Source organism: Streptobacillus canis (assembly GCF_009733925.1).
GTDB lineage: Bacteria > Fusobacteriota > Fusobacteriia > Fusobacteriales > Leptotrichiaceae > Streptobacillus > Streptobacillus canis.
Genome location: NZ_WOEI01000056.1, coordinates 1 through 761, shown reverse-complemented (window position 1 = coordinate 761; position 761 = coordinate 1). Strand labels below are relative to the sequence as shown.

1 protein-coding gene and 1 pseudogene are annotated in these 761 nt (G+C 24.8%); both read right to left on the bottom strand.

All coding sequences use genetic code 11. The features are described 5' to 3' along the window. A pseudogene (locus GM111_RS08050) lies at window positions 1–246 on the bottom strand (hypothetical protein); the annotation flags it as partial. Further along, a complete protein-coding gene (locus tag GM111_RS08045) occupies window positions 206–637 on the bottom strand; it encodes a hypothetical protein (RefSeq protein ID WP_156300578.1) in 432 nt (143 codons plus the stop codon). The pseudogene GM111_RS08050 and the gene GM111_RS08045, both read right to left, overlap by 41 nt. Window positions 638–761: the final 124 nt, after the last annotated feature.

Here is a 761-nt window from a genome sequence, read left to right as displayed (position 1 = left end):
CTTATATTGCTTTCTTATACTTTCACATGGTAGTGGTTGTAAGAAAGCTTTTTCTTTTTCTAAATGTTTTACTGGTATCTTTTGATAACTTTGATGGAATCTAATATTTTCTTCATCATTTATCTTTTGCACAAGTTTTAATAATCCATCATAGTCTAAATCTCCATTATATGCCTTAATTTGATCAATAACCTTCATAGTAGCTTCAACGTCTTTTTGCCATACATATATTAGGCTTAAATCCATAGTCTTTTGCAAATTGATTAAACTCATTATTTATTTTACCTTCAGAATTTTTAGTTCTAGACTCATCCATAAATGATTTATCTAAAAAATCAAATAGTACTTTTCTTGATTTACTTAAAGATAATATATTAACTCTATATCTAGAATTTGATAAAAGATATGTGAATATATTTATTTCTACCTTACTTAAATCTTTAAGTATAACTTGAAAACTTTCTTTCCAATCAACTTGTGCTTGTTTACCATACTCTGTTTCAAATCTAACAGTTCTAGTAGATTTACTATTATGTTTTCTAAATTTATCATTTATATCTGGATTTTTAAGTATATATGTCCTAAATGCTGATGAAGAACCTTTCATATTATGATTATCTTTTAAATATCTATACAAATATTCTTTTCTTAATTTTTAACTTTTCTGTGTCTGTATGTATATATTTTTTTATTGTCCTTGGATCTTTATTAAGTTCTCTACCTAGTTCTGAATAATTTACCTTTTCTATAGCTTCTGCTTC